Below are 14,763 nucleotides of genomic sequence, written 5' to 3'. Positions count from 1 at the left end.
GGTTTCGGGCTCAGGCCTGGGGGCGCAGGGGCTCGTGCTGGGGCAGGGCGGCCGGCGGGGCACCGCGGTGGTCCGCGCCGATGGCCTCGCTGACCGAGCGGAAGCCGTCCCGGGCCAGCAGCGGCCCCAGGCCCTCGAGCAACCGGCGCACCATGCCCGGGCCCTCGTAGATGAAGCCCGTGTACACCTGCACCACCGAGGCTCCGGCCCGCAGCTTCTCGTACACGTCCTCGGCGGTGAAGACGCCGCCCACGCCGATGATGGGCAGGGCGCCTCCGCTGCGCGCGTAGGCCCGGCGGATGACGGCGTTGGCCGGCTCGCGCACGGGCGCTCCGGACAGGCCGCCCACCTCCTTCGCCACCGGGTGCTCGAAGGGCCGCGCGAGGGTCGTGTTGGTGGCGATGATCCCCGCCAGCCCGCACGCGCGCACCACGTCCACCACCTCGTCCACCGCCTCCGGTGTGAGATCCGGGGCGATCTTCAGGAAGAGGGGCTTGCCCGGGGACACCTGCTCCAGCCGGGCCTTCACCGCCCGCAGGAGCGCGGTGAGCTGCTCGGGCTCCTGCAACTTCCGCAGGCCCGGGGTGTTGGGCGAGCTGGCGTTGATCACCACGTAGTCCCCGAGCGGGGCCAGCGTGTCCACGCACGCCACGTAGTCGTCCACCGCCTGCTCCAGCGGCGTGTCCTTGTTCTTGCCGAGGTTCACGCCCACCGGAGCGGGGTGCCAGGTGCGCGCCCGGAGGTGAGCGGCGGCGTTTTCGGCCCCGTGGTTGTTGAAACCCATCCGGTTGATGAGCGCGCGGTGCTCGGGGATGCGGAACAGGCGCGGCTTCGGGTTGCCCGGCTGGGGCCTCGGGGTGAGCGTGCCCACCTCCACGGCGGCGAAGCCGAGCGCCAGCAGCCCGTCCACGGCCTCGGCCTCCTTGTCGAGCCCCGCGGCCAGTGCCACCGGGTGGGCGAACTCCAGGCCCGCCACCTTCACCGAGGCGTCATAGGTGACGGAGCCGAGCGTCCGCGAGCGCATGCCGCGGCACGTCCCCGCGAGGTGCCCGAGCCAGCGCAGCAGGGTCATGCCCAGGCGGTGGGCACGCTCGGCGGAGAAGAGGAAGAGGAGGGCGCGGGCAAGGCGGTACATGGGACTCACGTGGGAATGAAGGAGTACTGGCGCGCCCAGGCGAGCGTCTGATCCACCTGCTCGGCGGAGAGGAGGCCGTTCTTCTCGACGAGCTCCACCTCGCGGAGCATGTCCGTCTCCAGCAGGTAGGTGCCGTCGGTGTTGATCGTGAACTTCACGCCCCGGTCCCAGAAGATGCGCATGATGTGCTTGAGCTCGTCGAGGCCCTCCACGGCGCGGGTGTGGAGGTTCGAGGTGGGGCACAGCTCGAGCACCACATCGCGCTCGCGCAGCAGCTTCATGGCGGACTCGTCGTAGGCGGCGCGGATGCCGTGGCCGATGCGGTGGGGCTTGAGCTTCTCCACCACGGCCATGACGCCCTCGGCGCCGGTGCCCTTCGTCTCCCCGGTGTGCACGGTGCACTTGAGGCCGGCCTTGCGCGCACGGGCGAAGAGGTCCTCGTACTGGCCCACCACGGCGGGCTCCAGCTCCAGCGCGTGCTTCTCCGTGCCGGCCAGGTCGATGCCGTACACGCCGCGGGAGCGGTACTTGATGGCCTTGTCCACGATGATGCTGTTGAGCCGGTGATCGAACTCGCGGGCCAGGCAGAAGATGAGGCCGGCCTTCACGCCGTACTCGAGCATGGCCCGGTCCATGCCCCGCAGCGCCGCGTGGATGATGTGGTCCAGGTCCAGCTCCGAGTTGAGGTTGCGCTTCATGGGGTTGAAGCGCAGCTCGATCTGCGAGACGCGGCTGCCGCGGTACTCCTTGCCGATGATCTCGTAGACGGAGCGCTCGACGGCCAGCGGAGAAGCTCTGGATCTTCTCCGTCCAGGTGTGGAGGATCTTCAGGTAGTCCTCGAGACTGCCCACCTTGCCGGGACGCGAGGTGATGAGCTCGACGAACTCGAAGTAGTCCCTGACGGGGAGCTTGAAGCCCTGCTGGTGCGCGAGGGACCAGAGGACGTGGGGAGCCACGGAGCTACCCACGTGGATGTGCAGATCGATGAGATCGCGTGCCATGGCGGCATGTATGCACAGAGCCGCCCGGCCGTCCAGCTACCTGCGGAGCAGCACGTAGACGGCGCCCGCGCCTCCGTCTTGAGGCCGTGCGGTAGCGAACGCCAGCACCGTCTTGCCGATGCTCTTCTGGCTCAGCCACATCCGGATGCTCTGCTTGAGGACGGGGATCTGATCCTGGGAGTTCAGCCCGCGCCCGTGGACGATGAGCACGCAGCGCTTGTGGGCGCGGCGGCTTTCATTGAGGAAGCGGTCCACGGCGCCCTTGGCTTCGGCCTGGGTCATGCCGTGCAGATCCAGGCGTCCCTGGAGCGAGAAGTCGCCCCGGCGCAGCGAGCGCAACAGGCGCGCGTCGATGCCCGGAGCGGCACCTTCGATGTACTCGTCGCTGCTGGAGAAATCGAAGTCGCCCTGGCCGGCCACGAGCTCGGCGAGCTCGGCGAGGGCCTCGGCGTTCTCGTCGATGATCTCCGGGAGGCGGGGGTTGGGCGGGGGAGGCTCGCTGCCGCGGTGGGTGAGCTGCTCGACGCCGTCCATGGCGGAGAGGAAGAGGGACATGTCGTCCTCCTCCTGGCCGCGCTTGGACTTGGAGGGCTTGGAGGGCGGGGGAGGCGCCTGGGGCTTCTTGGGCGGCTCGGCCTGCTTCTTCTTGAGCTCCGAGAGGGCGGACTTGAAGGGATTGTTGAAGCTTTCGCTCTTCTTCTTGGGGGAGCCGCGATCGCTCATGGTGGGACTGTAATGCGTCAGAGTGGGCCACAGTTCAACCCGGTTTCTCGCTCCCCGAGCCGGTGAGGGGCCCGGGCCCGTCTGGAGGGCTCAGGAGAACGCCTTTCCGAACATCCAGTGCGGAGGGTTCGTTGGAGGGAGCGCGCTATAGGGGCGGTACCCGCTGAGTCTCAACGGCTCCGCGTGGTTCATTCTGGTGATGTCATTGACTCAAAAGTAACCGGACTCAGGGTTGACAGCGCGGCATGCCGCCTGTATTTCCATCGCACTCGTCTGGAGAATTTCGTGCTCCGTCCTGTCACCCGAATGCCGATGTCCATGGAGGCCATGCTCATGCGTGGCCCGGGCATGCGCGCGTTCGCGGGAGGATGGGACTCCAGCCGTTTCTAGCTGAACTCCCCCTCTGAAGCGCCGCGGGTGCCCGGGTCTCCGTCCTGACTCCGCCCGCGGCACGGCTACGTTCCGAGCTCAGCTCCGACGTCCGCCTTTCGTTCCGCCGTGGGCTCCCGGTTCCTCGCCCCACGCAGTTCCGAAAGGAAGACATCCGTGAGCAGCAATTCCTCTCACCACGCCGGGAGCGGCCCGTGGTGTGTCTATAAATTCGGTGGTTCCTCTGTCGGCACGCCCGGACGGCTGCCGCGCGTCCTCTCCCTCATCTCCGAGGCCCAGCGCCCGCTCGCCGTCGTGGTGTCCGCGCTCGGCGATACCACCGACTGGCTCATCTCCGCGGCCAGCGCCGCCGCCCGGGGAGACGCGGCGGGCAGCGGCGCGGAGCTGGTGCGGGTCCGGAGCCTCGCCCGTTCCATCGCGGGCACGGTCCTCGAGGGCGTCGTCCTCACCGCGCACGAGAAGACGGTGGAGCAGCTCCTGGCCCCCATCGAGCGGTTGCTCACGGGCGTGGAGCTGACCCGGGAGTGCACGCCGGCCACGCTCGACGAGGTGCTGTCCGTGGGCGAGCGCATCTCCTCCGAGCTGGTCGCGCGGGCCCTGACGGCCCGGGGCATTCCCGCGCTCGCGGTGGATGCGCGCACCTTCCTCGTCACCGACGAGACGGCGGGCTCGGCCCGGGTGGACATCGAGGCGAGCCGCGCCCGGCTCACGCCGCTCCTTCCCGGGTGGGAGGGCAAGGTGCCCGTCATCACCGGCTTCATCGCGCGCTCGCACCAGGGGCGCACCACCACGCTGGGCCGCAATGGCTCGGACTACACCGCCACGCTGCTCTCGTGGCTGCTCGGGGCCCGGCAGGTGACGGTGTGGACGGACGTGCCCGGCGTCATGACGGCGGACCCCGCCCTGGTGGGTGACGCCTACCCCGTGCCGCGGATGACCTACGCGGAGGCCCTGGAACTGGCCCACTTCGGCACCCGCATGTTCCACCCGCGCACGATGATTCCGCTGCTCGAGAGCGGGGCCGCGCTGCACATCCGCGGCACCACCGAGCCGGACGCCCCGGGCACGCGCATCGACGCCGAGGGCAACCCGGATCCCCACCGGCCCACCAGTGTCACCAGCCTGGAGCGCCTGGCGCTGCTCCACGTCGAGTCGCTGCGTCCCACGCTCAACGAGCCGCTCGGGCATCGCGTGTTGCAGGCGCTCGAGGCGGCCCGTATCACCGTGTGGGGCGGCACCCTGTCCGCGCTGGCGCCCTCCATCTCCCTGGTGGTGCCCCAGGCGCAGGCGGAGCGGGCCCACGCCGTGCTCGAGGCGGCGCTGCGAGGGGAGCGCGAGCGTCGTGAAGTGCGCGTTCCTCCTCCCCACGCGCCGGTGACGCTGGTCACCCTCGTCGCCGAGTCCATGGGCCACCGGCCGAACGTGGCGGGCCGCTTCTTCCACGCGCTCGGGAACGTGGGCGTGAACGTGCGCGCCATCCTCCAGGGGGCCAGCTCGCGCAGTGTGTCGTGCGCCGTGGATGCGGAGGACACGGCCGTGGCGGTGCGCACCGTGCACAGCGCCTTCAACCTCAACGAGACGGAGATCAACGTCCTCCTGGTGGGGAAGGGGACGGTGGGGGGACGGTTGCTCGCCCAGCTCGCGGAGAACGCGAAGACGCTCAAGGCCCGGCATGGCGTGGCCCTGCGGTTGGTAGGCGTGGTGGACAGCCGCCGCGCGCTCTTCGAGCCCCGGGGCCTGCCTCCCGCCGAGGTCCACGCGAGGCTCGCGGACGTCTCCCCGGGCACCGCGTCTCCTCCGGACGTGAAGCCGCTGCTGGAGCGGCTGTCGCGCCTGTCCGTGCCGGTGCTGGTGGACTGCACCGCGGCGGACGGCATGGAGACGCTCTACGCGGAGGCCTTCCGGCGGGGCATCCACGTGGTGGCGGCCAACAAGAAGCCGCTCGCGCGCCCCTGGAAGGAGTGCGACTCCCTGCACGGCCTCGCCCGAGCGCACTTCCGCACCTGGCACTACGAGACCACCGTGGGCGCGAGCCTCCCCGTCATCGAGACGTTGAAGAACCTCGTGCGCACCGGGGACCGGGTGGAGCGCATCGAGGGGTGCTTCTCGGGTTCGCTCGGCTCCATCTGCCATGCGCTGATGGACGGCGTGCCGCTCTCGCAGGCGGTGCGGACGGCCCGGACGAACGGCTACACCGAGCCCCACCCGCGGGATGACCTGTCGGGCCTGGACGTGGCGCGCAAGGCCCTCATCCTCGCGCGCGAGCTGGGGCTGGAGCTCGAACTGGAGGACGTGGCCGTGGAGCCGCTCGTCCCGCCCGAGCACCTCCGGGAGGAGGACCCGGAGACCTTCCTGCGCACCCTGGGCTCGCTGGACGCGGACGTGAGCGCCCAGGTGTCCCGCTACCGCGCGGCGGGCAGGAGCCTGCGCTACCTCGCCCAGATACTCCCCAATGCTCCCGGAGGTCCCCGCGTGAAGGTGGGGCCGGTGGCGGTGGACGCATCGCACCCGGCCACCGGGTTGAAGGGCGCGGAGGCCATGGTGTCGTTCTTCACCGAGCGCTACCGCGAGTTCCACCTCATCGTCCGCGGCGCCGGCGCGGGCGGTGACGTCACCGCCGCCGGTGTGTTGGCCGACATCCTGCGCTGCCCCTGGTGGCGGTGAGCCTGGGGGCGGTGGAGAGCATCCTGTCCTACCCGGCCATGATGTCGCACGCGGCCATGCCCCGGGAGATCCGTCTCCAGCGGGGCATCGGGGATGGACTGCTGCGCTACTCCGTCGGCCTGGATGCGCTCGAGGACATCCTCGGGGATCTCGAACAGGCGCTCCACGCGGCGCGCTGACTTCGTTCCGGGCCCACACGTCGTACGGTTCCCACCGGGCTGTACAGGATTTCTCCCGCCTTCCCCCAATCAGCCACTTGCGACATCGAGGTGGGCGTTCCGGAAAGGTACGGGAATACATGGGTTCTGGATGAAGCCGCACAAGCGGCATCTGCGCAGGCGGCGGACGAAGCCGCACGCATCGTTCTGCGTGAGCATCTGCCGACTGCTCTGGCTTGTGATCAGTTCAGGAAACACATGGAGCGCATCATGAAGACCTCGGTGTCCGCTCGCATTCCGGGCGCCCGGGTTACCGGCTTCCAACGGGTACTCGTCTCCAGGAAGACGTTCCCCTGAGAACGAAAGCCCTCCGCCTCCTTCGAGGCGGTAGGAAGAGCGGCTGCCCGACTCGCACCGGAAGGGCGTGAGGAATCTCCCGCATGAAGCCGGAACCCTTCACCGACGCGCTCGTCCGACTCGTCCACTGTTACTACCCTTCTGGTCTGCGCAACGACGATCCTGGATACAGGGACTCGGATGAGAGCCAGCGCTTGACCCGGCTGCTCCTCGCTAACGTGCAGCCTTCGCCTGCCTGGAAGGGCTTCATCGGGCGGCTCGTCCAGGAGTTCCCTGGGTGCAACGTCTGGGACACGACCGTGCCCTATCATGAGCCTTGCACCAGCGTCCGGGTCTCCCTTTCGAACTCGATGCCGGATGATTCTCGGTACGACTGCGTCGTCGCCCTGCTGAGCCAACTGGCGCCGGTGTATGCCCTCTACGCTTCCCACACGCACAAACTCGCCACCACAGTGGAGTCCTGGTTTCGCTTTCCCCCGTTTCCCCCTGAGTTCCAGGCGCACGAGACGAAGCTCGCAGGGCTCATTGAGTCCACCTTCGGCTTCACTCGCTTGTCCAATGACGTCCTCCTCACTCCGGTGCCGGACCTCGTTCCGCGCACGGCCAACTACGGGCTCGGAGAAGCCTTACTCGTTGATTGCCTCTTCACCCGGGATCGCTGGTGATGGCCTCGGGGCTCACCGTCCGCGCAGCCGGAGGATCTCCTCGTAGGACTCGCGGATCTCCTGGAAGCGGCGGGAGGCCTGCTCGACGGCGCCCTTGCCGGGGTTGGCGATGCGATCAGCGCTGGGGACCTCGAACAGGCGTTCCACGCGGCGCGCTGATGCACGTTGGGCGAGCGCGCGGCTGATTGGCTGCCCACCAGCCGCCGGGAGGAGCGTCCCTGCAGAGCCGCACCGGCGGGAACAGTTTCCTGGGGGACACGGGACCGGCGCCGGGAAGCGCTGCGCGGCCAGGGAGCGGCATGCAGCTACGACTCACACGCATGGCCGAGCGCGTCGGGATGAGCTATTGGCTGGTCCCCTCGCTCTGCGTGCTCGTGGCCATCGGCCTCTCCCACGCCGCCCACGTGCTCGACTCCCACCTGTCTCAGGACGAGCACGCCTGGTACCTCTTCCGTGGAGGGCCCGAGGGTGCCCGATCGGTGCTCACCGCGGTGGGCTCCTCGATGATGACGTTCGCCGGTCTCGTCTTCTCCGTCACCATCCTCGTGCTGCAGCAGGCCAGCAATCAGTTCTCCCCACGTGTCCTGCGCACCTTTCTCCGGGATCGGCGGAGCCAGCTCGCCCTGGGCATCTTCGTGGGCACGTTCGTCTACGCCCTGCTGGCGCTGCGCACCGTCCGCGGCACGTCGGAGGGAATAGAGCCCAACGTGCCGTCGCTGTCCGTCTGGCTCGCGGTCGTGCTCTCCCTGCTGTGTGTGGGCACCTTCATCTTCTACATCCACCACGTGGCCCAATCCATCCGCGCCGTGGTCATCCTCACCCGCATCCGCGACGAGACGCGCCACACCCTGGAGCGGATGTACCCGGAGGGCATCGGCGAGGACACGCAGGAGCACCGCCTCGAGCGGCCCCCGGGACTCCCGTCACTTCTCGTGCCGTATCCCGGCTCCTCCGGAGTGCTCGTCACCGTGGACGAGGAACGTCTCTTCTCGTGTGCCCGGAAGGCCGGCATCACGCTCGCCCTGGTGCCCATGATGGGGGACTTCGTGCCCCATGGCAGCGTGCTCTTCGAGGTCTGGGGCGAGGCCGGGAAGCTCGATGTGGAGGACCTGCTGGATTCGGTCGCCATCGGCCCGGAGCGGACCCTTCAACAGGACACCGCCTTTGGCTTCCGCCAACTCGTCGACATCGCCGAGCGCGCGCTCTCTCCTGGCATCAACGATCCCACCACGGCCGTCCAGGCCATCGATCAGCTTCATGATCTGCTGCGCCGCATGGTGCTCCGGCGCTTCCCCACCCAGTCCCGCGAGGACGAGGACGGCACGGTGCGGCTGCTCTGCCCGCGTCCGGACTGGAGTGCCTACGTGCGGCTCGCGGTGGATGAGGTGCGCGAATACGGCGAGGGCTCCGTCCAGATTGCCCGGCGCCTGCGTTTCCTGCTGGAGGATCTGCTGCGGGTGGCTCCGGCCTTCCGCCGTGACGAGCTGGAGCGGCAACTGGCGCTGCTGGATGCCAGCGTCGGGCGTGCATTCCCGGATGGGCGAGAAGCCGAGATGGCCCACCGCGCCAACCCACAGGGGCACGGTCCCCACTGAGAGGAATGGCATGTTCTTCGATAGCTGGGCGGACCTGGGCCGTGTGGCACTCGTGGGCGTGTGCGCCTACGTGGCGCTGGTGGTCATGCTGCGCATCTCGGGCAACCGCACCCTCTCCAAGCTCAATGCCTTCGATCTCGTGGTAACGGTGGCGCTGGGCTCGACGCTGGCCACGGTGCTGCTGTCGAAGGACGTGTCACTGGCCGAGGGGGTGCTGGCCTTCGCCGTCCTCATCGGGCTCCAGTTCCTCGTCACCTGGAGCTCGGTGCGCTCGTCCCGGATCAACCACCTGGTGAAGTCCGAGCCCCTGCTGCTCTTCCACCAGGGGCACTTCCTGCCCGGGGCCATGCGCCGGGCGCGCATTGTCGAGCAGGAGGTGGTGGCCGTGTTGCGGCAGCAAGGCGTGGCTCGGCTCGACGCCGTCGAAGCGGTCGTGCTCGAGACCGACGGCTCGCTGTCCGTCCTCCAGCGGCCCGAGCAGCCGCCGGAGACGCTGTCCCATGTACGAGTGCCTGGTCCCGAGCAGCCGCTCCATCATTGAGGATGGACAGAAACGGGGGAAACGAGATGGCTTGGACACGTCCCACACTGGCGGGGGCCGCGCGCTTCAGCGGCAGGTGTCTGCTCGTCGCCGGCTTCGTCTTCGTCCTGGGCTACATCGTCAGCCGGCTGCCCCTGGTCTTCCTATCGGTGTTCGTGGCGCTGCTGTTGACCAGCCTCCTTCACCCCGTGACGGACTGGCTCGCCCGGCACCGCGTTCCGCGCACCCTGGCCGCGCTCGCCGCCGTGCTGCTCGCGGTGGTGCTCATCGGGGGGCTCCTGGCGTGGATCGTCCCGAGGACGGCCGCCCAACTGGCGGCGAACTCCGACATGCTGGCGCAGCGGGCCGAGTCGCTCGTGCGCTCGCTCACCCGGTTCCTGCCAGGAGAGCAGCTCACGCTGGACCAGTTGGGGGAACGGGCCGAGCAGTGGGTGGGGCAGCACTCGCGGACCATCACCACGGGGGCTGCCTCCGGTATCACGGCGCTGCTCACCGTGCTGAGCGGGATGCTGCTCTCGCTCGTCCTCACCTTCTTCTTCCTGAAGGATGGGGGCTCCCTGATGCGCGCGGCCCTCTCGCCGTTTTCGCCGGAGCGGCGCCGGCTGGCCCGTGCGGCCACGGGCCGGGCCTGGGAGACCCTGGGAGGGTGGGTACGTGGGACGGTGGTGGTGGCCCTCATCGACGCGGTGGGCATCGGCGTCGGGCTGCTCATCCTCGGGGTCCCCCTGGCGCTCCCCCTCGCGCTGCTCACGTTCCTGAGCGCCTTCGTGCCCGTCATCGGTGCGCTGATCGCGGGCGCGGTCGCGGTGCTGGTGGCGTGGGCCACGGACGGTACCCGGGACGCGCTCATCACCCTGGGCATCGTGCTGGCCGTCCAGCAGCTCGAGGGCAATGTCCTCCAACCGATGGTGATGGGCCGCGTCCTTCCGCTCCATCCCGCGATGGTTCTCCTCGCCGTCACGGCCGGAGGCCTGCTCGCGGGCATCGCCGGGGCCTTCGTCGCGGTGCCGCTGCTGGCCGCCCTCACGGCCGGGGCACAGGCCTTCTTCGAGGGGACCCGCGAGCCGCCGGGGAGCGGCGAGACGCCGCCGGAGGAACCGGAGGACGTGGACAGCCAGATGCCCCTCCCTCACTGAGGCCCCTTCTTCGACGCCTCCGGCGGTGGGACCTCCTTGCCGCGAGGCCGGGAGGGCAGGGTGAAGATGAACGCGGCGCCATTGCCGCGCCCCCCGCTCTCCGCCCGGATGGTTCCGCCGTGGGCCTCGACGATGGCCCGGCAGATGTACAGGCCCAGGCCCAGGCCACGGATCTTCCGGGCCGCGGCGGTGCGCGTGTACGGCGCGAACACCTCGGTCGAGGCTCCTGCGGCTGGAGGCCGATTCCGCTGTCCACGACCCGGACGCAGGCCTGGCCCTCGGCTTCCGTGACCGTCACCGTCACCTCTCCGCCTTCCGGGCTGTACTTGATGCCGTTGCTCACGAGGTTCGTCAGCACCTGCGCGAGCCGATCCGGATCCGCCTCCAGCTCGAGCGCCTCGGGCCCCCGGAGCACCAGCCGGTGTCCGCTCGCGCTCGCCTGCTGCTCCTCGATGATGCCCCGCACCAGCTTCATCAGATCGTGCCGCTGGAAGAAGAGGTTGAAGTGGCCGGCGTCGATCCGCGAGGCATCCAGGAGGTCCGACACCAGCCGCTCGATGCGCGCCGTCTGGTGGAGCAGCCTGCCGAGCGTCCGCTCCCGGGCCTCGGGCGACTGGCGCGCGGGGTCGCGCAGCAGCCGCACGGCGAGCAGCAGCGGCGTGGTGAGGTTCTTCATGTCATGGGCCACGGACGAGATGAACGTCTCGCGCCGCTCCCGCTCCGCCTTCAGCTCGCCCGCCATGGTGTTGAAGGCCTCGGTGAGCTCGTCCAGCTCGTCGCCAGTGCCCAGGAGCGAGCGTTCGATCGGAGACCACTCGCCGAGCTCGCCACGCCCGAGCGAGTGCGCATGCGCCACCAACCGCGAGACCCTTCCGGAGAGGTAGGCGGCCAGGGCCCAGGCGCCCCCGAGGACCAGGAGCGAGAGCGTCACGAACGCCGCGAACTGCTGCCGGAAGATCCTGTTCAGGTCCGCGAAGGCCTCCTGGGTGCCCCAGGTGACGCCGACGACCCATCCGTGCTGCACCGAAGGGACCACCGCGGCGATCCGCCGGTCCTGGCGGAAGAGTCCGGAGAATTCCGTGCTGAGCACCGGGTTGCCGGAGAGGGCCTGCTGGATCTCCGGGAGCCCGGAGAGATCCCGCTCCTCCCAGGAGGCTTCCTGCCGCGAGGTATGGAAGACGAGCCGCCCGCGGGGGTCGGCCACGAAGATGGCCTGCCCGGGCCGCAGGCCGATGTCGAGCATCCGCCGCGCGAGCTGATCGAGCCGCAGGCTGACGGTGACCACGCCCTGGATCTGCTTGTCCTCACCGATGATCGGTGCGGCGGCCACCACGGCGGGGCGCTTCACCGTCCTGCCGATGATGAGCTCCGACACCACCGGCTCTTTCGTCTGGAGGGCTTGTTGGAAATAGGGACGATCCGAGATGTCGAGCCCCACGGGCCCGGGAGTGGCGGCCGCGAGCGGCTTTCCCTCCAGGTCGAACACGCCCAGGTTGACCAGGTCGGTGCGCTCGCCCGCGAGGCGTTGGAGGAAGGCCTGGATTTCGTCCAGGTCCAGCTCCTGGCTGTCGGACTCGGCGGCGATCGCCTGCGCCAGCTTTCTGCTCTCCTGAAGCAACGCATCGACGAGCAGCCCCGACGTATTGGCGGTCTGGCTCATGCCGTTCAGCAGCGAGGTCCGGCGCATCTCGTAGTTCTCCTCGAGGCCGAACAGCAACAGCCCGAGGAGCGGCAGCAGGACCAGGGACACTCCGGCCATCACCTTGGTGCGTAACCGGATGCGGGGCATCTCATGCATGTACCCTCCGGGAATGGCGCTGCCAAGCACTCATGGCCGCGGCGGGCGTGCCGCCCCGCGTTTCCAGGCGGCGGGACGGCACGACGCCGCTTTCGTCAGTCGCGCTGGCGCGTGATGCGATCGGCCACCAGGAAGTTCTTCGTCCCCTCGAGCCTCTATCTCGAGCTGGGGATCGAGATCCCAGCCCAGCTCGCGCTCCAACTCGACGATGGGAACCGAGCGCACGGTGCCCGACACCACGATGTCCGTGTCCTCGCGCAGCCGCTGGACGTCCATCCCCTTGGCATTGGGAGGAATGATGACGGCGATCTCATCATCGAAGAGGCCGCCGCTCTCCAGCACGAAGGTGCGTGCGTCGAGCCACTCCTCGATCTCTCCCGCGACGGAGACCTGCTTTCCCGCGTGCTGGGCGATCTTGTCGTTGAGCTGCTCGACATTCATGGGGCTCGACTGAGCGGCCGCTGCTCGAGGTTGTTGGCCGGCCTCCTTGCCCTGGCTCTTGGCTCCCTGATCGGCGGCCACCGCCAGCGCGGGAAGAAACAGAAAACCCGCGGCCAGAGCGAAACGCCGCGCCTGCTTCCTGATTCGTGTCATGGCTCCTCCTCCTCCTCGACATGTTTCGTTTGTTCCCAAACAAAACCTATGGATGGAGGTTCCGTGCGGCAATACGAGCCAGGGGCTGGAGCGCACGCTGGAGGTCCCAGTCCTCGTGCGGAATCCGGGAGCTGGAGGGAGTGGACCCCGCGGGTGTCGCCGCTCCGACAACCGTCCGCCCCCTCCCTTGTACGAGGGCAGGGGGTCGGCTTCCCTGTGAGGGAAGGGTGCCATGGCTTCCAGACACGTGAAACGGTGGGGGGCAGTGGGCGCCGGGGTGGTGACCCTGCTCGTGGCCGCGGGCGCGTGGTGGTTGCTGCGCCCGGCCCCCCCCACGGTGGAGACGCTGAAGGAGAGCGTGGAGCTGGCCGCCACGGGCGGAGACCGCGTGCTGCGTGAGCCGATGCGTCCGCTCACCCCCGGGCCCCGCGTGCTCCTCTTCGCGCTCGATGGAGTGGGCGCCAACGAGTTCCACCAGGCCGTGCGCGAGCACGCCTCCGGTTCCATCCACACGCTGCTGGGCCCCAAGCGCGGCGAGCACCTCTTCGAGCACGGCTTCTCCGTCCCCGGAGCGTTGAGCATCCTTCCGTCGACGACGGTGGCCGCCTGGGCGTCCGTCTACACGGGACAGCCTCCCGCGCGCACCGGCGTACCCGGCAACGAGTGGTTCGCCCGGGACGAGGTCCGCTTCTACGCCCCCGCGCCCGTCTCCGTGAATGCGAAGGAGGACGTGCTGCACACCTTCACGGATGGGCTCGTGGGAAAGGCCCTGAAGGTGCCCACGCTCTTCGAGCTGGCCGACGTGCGGGCCTTCGTCAGCCTCGCGCACGTGTACCGGGGGGCCGACCTCTTCACCACCCCGGAGCCGCACGCCGCCGCGGACCTGCTCGTCGATTTCGCCCGTGGCCTCGTGGGGGCTCCGGATGTCGAGCGGGAGACCTACGCCGAGTTGGATTCCTCGTCCGTGGAGCACGTCCTGAAGACGCTCCGCGAGCACGGAGTCCCCCGCCTCCAGGTGGTCTACTTCCCGGGCGTGGACCTGTACTCCCATGTGGCCCCGGAGCCACTGGCGCAGCAGCGGCGCTACGTGCGCGAGGTGCTCGATCCGTTGGTGGGCCGCGTGCTGGCCGCCTATTCGGAAGCGGGAGTGCTGGAGGACACCTATGTGCTCTTCGTCTCGGATCATGGCCACACACCCGTGCTCGGCGATGACCGGCACGCGTTGTCCGCCGAGGGGGAGGACGAGCCCACCGCCGTGCTCGCGCGCGCGGGTTTCCGGCTGCGCCCGCTGAAGCTGGAGGTGGAGCCGCCGGAGCAGGATTTCCAGGCGGTGGTGGCCTACCAGGGCGCCATGGCCTACGTGTACCTCGCGGACCGCTCCACCTGTCCGAAGCCGGGCCAACGCTGTGACTGGAACCGCCCGCCCCGCCTGGAGGAGGACGTGCTGCCGGTGGCACGGGCCTTCTACCGGGCGAACATGACGGGGGAGGGCGCGGCGGACATGAAGGGCGCGTTGGATCTCATCTTCACCCGCGCGGGCCGTCCCGTGGGCGAGGACGCACCGCCCTTCCAGGTGTTCGATGGGGAGCGGCTGGTGCCCGTGCCCGAGTACCTCGCGGCCCACCCGCGGCCCGACCTGTTGGACCTCGCCAGGCGCATGGAGCAACTCGGCGCCGGACCGCGGGGGCACCGCGCCGGGGACGTGCTGCTGCTGACGCGCACGGGCCTGGAGCGCCCCATCTCCGAGCGCTACTACTTCGCCGGCCACTACCACTCCTGGCACGGAAGCCCCAGTGCCCAGGACAGCCGCGTCACCTTCATCGTCGCGCGGCCGGGTGAGGAGGGGGCCCGGGTGCGAGCACGGGTGGAGCCAGTCGTGGGGACGCAGCCCTCCCTGCTCGATGTCACCCCGCTGGTGCGGGAGCTGCTCGGGGTCCGGTGAGCGCCACTCGAAACGTCCTCCGGCTGGAGAAGTGCGTCCAGAGGCGGACGCTCCGCGCGGAAG

11 protein-coding genes and 2 pseudogenes are annotated in these 14,763 nt (G+C 69.5%); 7 read left to right on the top strand and 6 right to left on the bottom strand.

The annotated features are described in order from the left end of the window. Positions 1 to 10 precede the first annotated feature (10 nt). From ACN28I_RS11945 to ACN28I_RS11935, 3 genes and pseudogenes are all read right to left on the bottom strand, one after another. Positions 11 to 1,135 carry a quinone-dependent dihydroorotate dehydrogenase gene (locus ACN28I_RS11945; RefSeq protein WP_420942169.1) on the bottom strand — a complete coding sequence of 375 codons (1,125 nt, stop codon included), beginning with the start codon at positions 1,133 to 1,135 and terminating at the stop codon, positions 11 to 13. A 5-nt stretch (positions 1,136 to 1,140) separates the two neighbouring features. Next, positions 1,141 to 2,137, bottom strand: a pseudogene (locus tag ACN28I_RS11940) (adenosine deaminase). 36 nt (positions 2,138 to 2,173) lie between these two features. Further along, complete coding sequence (locus ACN28I_RS11935; RefSeq protein WP_420942168.1) at positions 2,174 to 2,860, bottom strand: Smr/MutS family protein; 687 nt, start codon at positions 2,858 to 2,860, stop codon at positions 2,174 to 2,176. A 546-nt stretch (positions 2,861 to 3,406) separates the two neighbouring features. Between ACN28I_RS11935 and thrA the strand changes: the two genes are divergently transcribed. The 3 genes from thrA to ACN28I_RS11920 all read left to right on the top strand — a co-directional run bounded on the left by thrA (position 3,407) and on the right by ACN28I_RS11920 (position 7,094). Beyond that, positions 3,407 to 5,914, top strand: a complete 2,508-nt coding sequence (gene thrA / locus ACN28I_RS11930; protein ID WP_420942167.1) for a bifunctional aspartate kinase/homoserine dehydrogenase I — start codon at positions 3,407 to 3,409, stop codon at positions 5,912 to 5,914. Then, a complete protein-coding gene (locus ACN28I_RS11925) occupies positions 5,911 to 6,093 on the top strand; it encodes a PLP-dependent transferase (protein WP_420942166.1) in 183 nt (60 codons plus the stop codon). Before thrA ends, ACN28I_RS11925 begins: the two co-directional genes overlap by 4 nt. Positions 6,094 to 6,512: 419 nt before the next feature. Beyond that, complete coding sequence (locus ACN28I_RS11920; RefSeq protein ID WP_420942165.1) at positions 6,513 to 7,094, top strand: hypothetical protein; 582 nt, start codon at positions 6,513 to 6,515, stop codon at positions 7,092 to 7,094. Positions 7,095 to 7,106: 12 nt separating this feature from the next. Here ACN28I_RS11920 and ACN28I_RS11915 read toward each other — a convergent pair whose 3' ends face one another. Beyond that, complete coding sequence (locus ACN28I_RS11915) at positions 7,107 to 7,241, bottom strand: hypothetical protein (protein WP_420942164.1); 135 nt, start codon at positions 7,239 to 7,241, stop codon at positions 7,107 to 7,109. A gap of 173 nt (positions 7,242 to 7,414) precedes the next feature. On the opposite strand from ACN28I_RS11915, the gene ACN28I_RS11910 reads away from it, so the two are divergent. The 3 genes from ACN28I_RS11910 to ACN28I_RS11900 are packed head-to-tail and all read left to right on the top strand — an operon-like array spanning position 7,415 to position 10,366. Next, positions 7,415 to 8,689 (top strand): DUF2254 domain-containing protein, encoded by a 1,275-nt coding sequence (locus tag ACN28I_RS11910; protein ID WP_420942163.1) that lies wholly within the window; start codon positions 7,415 to 7,417, stop codon positions 8,687 to 8,689. 10 nt (positions 8,690 to 8,699) lie between these two features. Continuing rightward, the gene (locus ACN28I_RS11905) at positions 8,700 to 9,230 is read left to right on the top strand and encodes a DUF421 domain-containing protein (RefSeq protein WP_420942162.1); all 531 of its coding nucleotides are present in this window, start codon (positions 8,700 to 8,702) and stop codon (positions 9,228 to 9,230) included. Positions 9,231 to 9,256: 26 nt separating this feature from the next. After that, the gene (locus tag ACN28I_RS11900) at positions 9,257 to 10,366 is read left to right on the top strand and encodes an AI-2E family transporter (protein ID WP_420942161.1); all 1,110 of its coding nucleotides are present in this window, start codon (positions 9,257 to 9,259) and stop codon (positions 10,364 to 10,366) included. On the opposite strand, the pseudogene ACN28I_RS11895 reads toward ACN28I_RS11900, so the two are convergent. Together ACN28I_RS11895 and ACN28I_RS11890 are read right to left on the bottom strand one after the other, a co-directional pair. Then, a pseudogene (locus ACN28I_RS11895) lies at positions 10,360 to 12,026 on the bottom strand (ATP-binding protein). The gene ACN28I_RS11900 and the pseudogene ACN28I_RS11895 overlap by 7 nt on opposite strands. A gap of 168 nt (positions 12,027 to 12,194) precedes the next feature. Beyond that, entirely contained in the window at positions 12,195 to 12,758 is a 564-nt protein-coding gene (locus ACN28I_RS11890) for a hypothetical protein (RefSeq protein ID WP_420942160.1), read from the bottom strand. Between the two features lie 232 nt (positions 12,759 to 12,990). Between ACN28I_RS11890 and ACN28I_RS11885 the strand changes: the two genes are divergently transcribed. Continuing rightward, positions 12,991 to 14,700, top strand: a complete 1,710-nt coding sequence (locus ACN28I_RS11885; protein ID WP_420942159.1) for an alkaline phosphatase family protein — start codon at positions 12,991 to 12,993, stop codon at positions 14,698 to 14,700. Positions 14,701 to 14,763 lie beyond the last annotated feature (63 nt).

The organism is Archangium gephyra, from assembly GCF_049060025.1.
Lineage (GTDB): Bacteria > Myxococcota > Myxococcia > Myxococcales > Myxococcaceae > Archangium > Archangium gephyra_A.
Note: the sequence above shows the minus strand (reverse complement) of the source record. Positions and strands in the feature narration are given on the sequence as shown.

Coding starts and splice junctions, on each gene's coding strand:
- ACN28I_RS11945 (WP_420942169.1), bottom strand. CDS start 1,135: ATGTACCGCCTTGCCCGCGCCCTCCTCTTCCTCTTCTCCGCCGAGCGT.
- ACN28I_RS11935 (WP_420942168.1), bottom strand. CDS start 2,860: ATGAGCGATCGCGGCTCCCCCAAGAAGAAGAGCGAAAGCTTCAACAAT.
- ACN28I_RS11905 (WP_420942162.1), top strand. CDS start 8,700: ATGTTCTTCGATAGCTGGGCGGACCTGGGCCGTGTGGCACTCGTGGGC.
- ACN28I_RS11910 (WP_420942163.1), top strand. CDS start 7,415: ATGGCCGAGCGCGTCGGGATGAGCTATTGGCTGGTCCCCTCGCTCTGC.
- ACN28I_RS11920 (WP_420942165.1), top strand. CDS start 6,513: ATGAAGCCGGAACCCTTCACCGACGCGCTCGTCCGACTCGTCCACTGT.
- ACN28I_RS11890 (WP_420942160.1), bottom strand. CDS start 12,758: ATGACACGAATCAGGAAGCAGGCGCGGCGTTTCGCTCTGGCCGCGGGT.
- ACN28I_RS11900 (WP_420942161.1), top strand. CDS start 9,257: ATGGCTTGGACACGTCCCACACTGGCGGGGGCCGCGCGCTTCAGCGGC.
- ACN28I_RS11885 (WP_420942159.1), top strand. CDS start 12,991: ATGGCTTCCAGACACGTGAAACGGTGGGGGGCAGTGGGCGCCGGGGTG.